Below are 4168 nucleotides of genomic sequence, written 5' to 3' on the forward strand. Positions count from 1 at the left end.
TTGTCAGGCATATCCTGTAGCAGAGCCCGCCCCTGTTTGGAGACCCTTCGAAATGCCTTTTCCCGTGCTCGTCTTCTGCATGATCGAACTTCGTGTAGGAGGACATGGTGCACCGTCCAAGGAAGGTGTTACAGGTAGTTGCGTGGACGAGGACCTCGACCCCCACCCCCGCTTTCTTCTTGAGGTTCCCCAGGCATTTCAAGGGCATCCTGCACTCGGTCACCACCTGCGATGCCCCCGCCTCGCGGTAGAAACGTGCATCGAAGTAGTTCACGATGGTGCAGCCGACACTGGCATGGATTGATATTTCCGGGAAATTTTCCTTCGTGACCCTCATCAGGCCCGGGTCGGTAAGGATTATATCGTCGATTGGGTAGGATGCAAACGTTGCAACCTTACCGAGGAAGGAACCAACCTCATCGGAATGGGGAAGGGTGTTTATCGCAACGCGAATCTTTTTGCCCTTCCCGTGAAGGTAGTCGGCGCACTTTTTGATGGTATCGTCGTTCATCTCATACATGGAGCGTCTTCTCGACCACCCGTAGGCCCCCACGTACACTGCATCAGCGCCGTTATCGGCACAGGCTTTCACCATATCGAAAGACCCCCCTGATGCGAGAAGCTCCACCATTTCAGTGACACCCCCTTTGGATTCAACGTTTTATTTTACCATATTTAGCGGGGAATTTCCTCCCCTTCGCCTATATACACGCGCCCGGAGCGGCCAAAGAGGTAGCCGTTGCAGAAACCGAGGCGCGTGTGCATCTCGAGGGTTTCCCTCCAGCCGGCACGGGCGGAAAATCTCCCCGACAGGGCGCTCTCTATGCCCTCCCGGTACACCTTTCCCACCCCGTTCCGGTAGGTACCGTTTTCGTAACCCGCTTCGATCCTGAAACAGCGGAAGCCCTTTGCTACTATCCTGTCCAGATGCTCTACCAGGCACTGGTCGAGCCCCGAGTAGATGCCCCTGCCAACGTGCATGATCGTCCAGTCACGGGCCTTCAGCCAGGCGGGCTCCAGGCAGGCTTCCGGGCAGCTCTCATTCTCTTTTCCCTCTTCCAAAAGAAAGCAGTCCGCCACGATGCCGAGGGGGATCTTGCCGTGGAGGGTTATGGACACCGCCACGGGGGACTCCCTCTGGATGATCTCCATCTCCTCGAGGCTGACCTCCACGTTTGGCCTGACCCTCACAACGCCGTAATCCGATAGAAGGGAAGCGGCGACCTGGGTGTAGATGTTTGCGAAAACACCGGCATGGGAGGGAACCTCAGGGAGCTCGCGGGAAGCCTTGTAGACCATACCCAGGTTGTGATGCTCAACCCCATCGGCCTCGATCTCCCGTGCGATCCCGAATATCCCCTCCACCCTCAAAAGCTCCTCCCCCCGGGGAGCCGTGGGGGTCGTCAGGTAGATCTTCTTCCCCGCCCCCCTCAATACGTCCGCGGCCCGGCACGTATCCTCCCGTGAGAGCAGAAAGTTCCCCTTGTGAAGCAGGCAGTACGGGTTCCCCAGGTAAAAGGCGTCATAGGGGGACAGGTCCGTCTCCTCAAGCTGTTCGAGGTTGTAGAGGTCCGTTGAAAGCTCGAACTGCGTCTCTGTGGCCTTTTGATCTCCCATGACATTTCGTCCCGACAGGAAAAAATGTATTATACACCCTTTCCGCAGAATGAAAAACGCTCCGGAAGGTTTTTTTTCCCGGAATGCGTCGCCTCGCTACACGCTCTCGAGGAAAATCCTCATCTCAATTTCCTCGAATCGCCCCGGGGAAATGGCAAGGTCATAGAGAAAGAGTATCCGCGACCCCTGATAGATCTTTTCGATACCGCCCTCGGAGAGGGAAAAGGTCTCGACGGGACTGTACACCACGTCGCACTCTCTTTTGCTTGCGAAAAACATCGTGAACTGCTGCCAGCCGTCGAATATGCCGAAGGTGGTTACCCCGGAAACAACGCCCTTCCTGCCGAGGCGGTTCTCGTGGCAGTCGACGGGATAGCTCAAAAAGTAGCGGTCATCGGATTCAGGGGCGAGGAAGTTCACGTGCCAGACACTCCCATACCGGCAGGAGTAGGGGTCATCGGACCGGTTGATCAGCCGGACCCGGGTTCTCACCTCTTCCCGCCCCCCGTCGACGAAGACGATCTTTTCCAGGTCAAGGGGGATATCTGAAGCTGCGCAGGATAACTCACCCTTGAGCGCCCCCTTCTCCTGGCTCGTCATGCTGGAAGGTCTCCCCGGAACACCCGCGCTCTCGAAGAGAGGTTCGGCAACACCTCCCAGGATGTCCGCCGTATCGGCACCCGCCCCGTATATCTCGTCCCGGAAGGAGCGGAGCGTGTGCCGGTCATAGACGATGTCCTGCGCCGAAACCCCCTCCTTCAGGATCGCCGAATCGTGGATGCTGGCGGTGCCTTTGCCGTAAACCGGCGGAGCCTTTTCATCGCCGATACCGTGGTGGTACCCCTCCCGGCGCCGGGTAAGCACGTTCAGGGCATTGAACTCCCTCTCTAGAAAGGAGAGTTCGCTGACGGAAACCCCGTCCCCGGGATGGACGACGAGGGTCACCTTCGGGTTTTTCAGGAGCACCTCTTCCCTGCCGTCCCTGTCGATATCACCCTTCTTGACCTCCGTCCACAACCTCCGGTCCCGCCTGATCACCCCCTCGGCTATCTTTTCCGCCCTGAGGAGGTTTCTGTACACGGCGTCCCTGAGGTGGGGAAGGTAGAGCCCCCCAAAGACACCGTGCCAGTAGGCATCGTTGTTCTGGGCGCGGTAGAGGCTGTCCTGCATCGCCTCGATATCGGGGGCAGCGGCCATCGACCGTGCCTTCTCCACTTTTTCCGACACGAGCAGCATCCTCTTGTGCATCTGGTTCGATTCGTCGTACTTGGCGAAAAAGTTCCTGAAATACCCGCCGTGAAGAAAGCTCCCGACATCGGGTAACGTGCCGGCCCGCTTCCTCTTCAAGAGCTTCCCGAACCTTTTCGCCCCCTCCGGCGGAAGGGTCCACTCGCCCATCTCCGGGTAGGAAGAAGCCGGCAGATAAGCCCGCCCTTTCGGCGGAACCATTTCGGCGTATTCCCGGAAAGTGGCCGTCTTCAGCCACTCCCTGTTGCGGATGAGCAGTTCGAAGAACTTTTTCAGCCAGCCCCCGTCGAAGACGTGCTCGTGGGTGTGGGGCCACACTCCCAGCTTTTCCCCGTCATCCGCAAACACCGCAGCAGGGGATGGATCTTCGCCCTCTGCGATTTCCCGCAGAAAATCGACCGTTTTCTGGGGGTCCTCGAAGGGGATGGTGTACCTGAGGCGCTCGAGCCCCGGGAAAACCTTCACCGGAAAGCCGTTGTACTCGGTGATGAAATACCCGGTCAACTCCTCCCTTTTCCAGCCGGCCCTTGCGAAATGATAATCATCCAGGGGAAGGTACTCCACCTTTGCCTTCCGGAGGGTCATGGCAAGCTCGGGCTCCCAGACCCTCTCGGCAACCCAGATGCCCCTCGGCCTTGGTCCGAAGAGCCCCCCCAGGTTTTCCGCCATTTTCTCGATCTGGCCCGCCCTGTCCCGCTCCGGCAAAAGGGGCAGGACCGGCTCGTACATCCCGCCGCCCAGGATCTCGACCTGCTCCCTCTCGACGACCCGGGTAAGGAGCGTCATGAACTCCTCTTTGCGCTCCGCCAGCCAGTCGAGCAGGTACCCGGAATAGTGAAGGGTAACCCTGACCTCGGGAAAACCGGCAAGCATCTTGAGGAAGGGGAAGTAGGCCTTCTCGAAGGCCTCCTCCATCACGTGGTCGAAATTCCCCACCGGCTGGTGGTTGTGAAAACACAGGAGCAGGTATACTTTTTTGTCCAAATTTCGATCTCGCTCAACGCTTGAAAAATCGGTTTCTCACTGCTTCAGGGAGCAGTTTGGCAATGGTGATTGTTGTTTTCCCCCGGTCCCCTTCAATCATCAATGCAGTTTCTGGTTTCTCGTTCAACCGGAAACCGTCAACCGTTAACCGGAAACCGGAAACTTTTAACCGGAAACTGTTAACCGTAAACTGTTTTTCCTCCGCACTACCATCGCCCTTCCATCACTCCCCCTCCTGGGCATACTCCATCAGAACGCCGAAGGTGTCCTTGGGATGCAGGAAGGCAACCCTGGTGCCGTGCACTCCGCTCTTCGGGGT

General features: G+C 58.0%; 4 protein-coding genes. All 4 read right to left on the reverse strand.

All coding sequences use genetic code 11. From position 1 onward, the window contains the following. On the reverse strand, positions 1-631 hold a 631-nt coding region (locus GTN70_02550), incomplete at its 3' end, for a U32 family peptidase (GenBank protein ID NIO15873.1). Between the two features lie 44 nt (positions 632-675). After that, on the reverse strand, positions 676-1617 hold the full coding sequence (locus GTN70_02555; GenBank protein NIO15874.1) for a hypothetical protein: 942 nt from the start codon (positions 1615-1617) through the stop codon (positions 676-678). A 96-nt stretch (positions 1618-1713) separates the two neighbouring features. Further along, a complete protein-coding gene (locus GTN70_02560; GenBank protein NIO15875.1) occupies positions 1714-3849 on the reverse strand; it encodes a DUF1926 domain-containing protein in 2136 nt (711 codons plus the stop codon). 223 nt (positions 3850-4072) lie between these two features. Beyond that, positions 4073-4168 (reverse strand): methylmalonyl-CoA epimerase (locus tag GTN70_02565; GenBank protein ID NIO15876.1); only part of this gene is annotated, 96 nt, incomplete at its 5' end.

The sequence above is a fragment of the Deltaproteobacteria bacterium genome (assembly GCA_011773515.1).
In the GTDB taxonomy this organism is placed as follows: Bacteria; Desulfobacterota; Deferrimicrobia; order J040; family J040; genus WVXK01.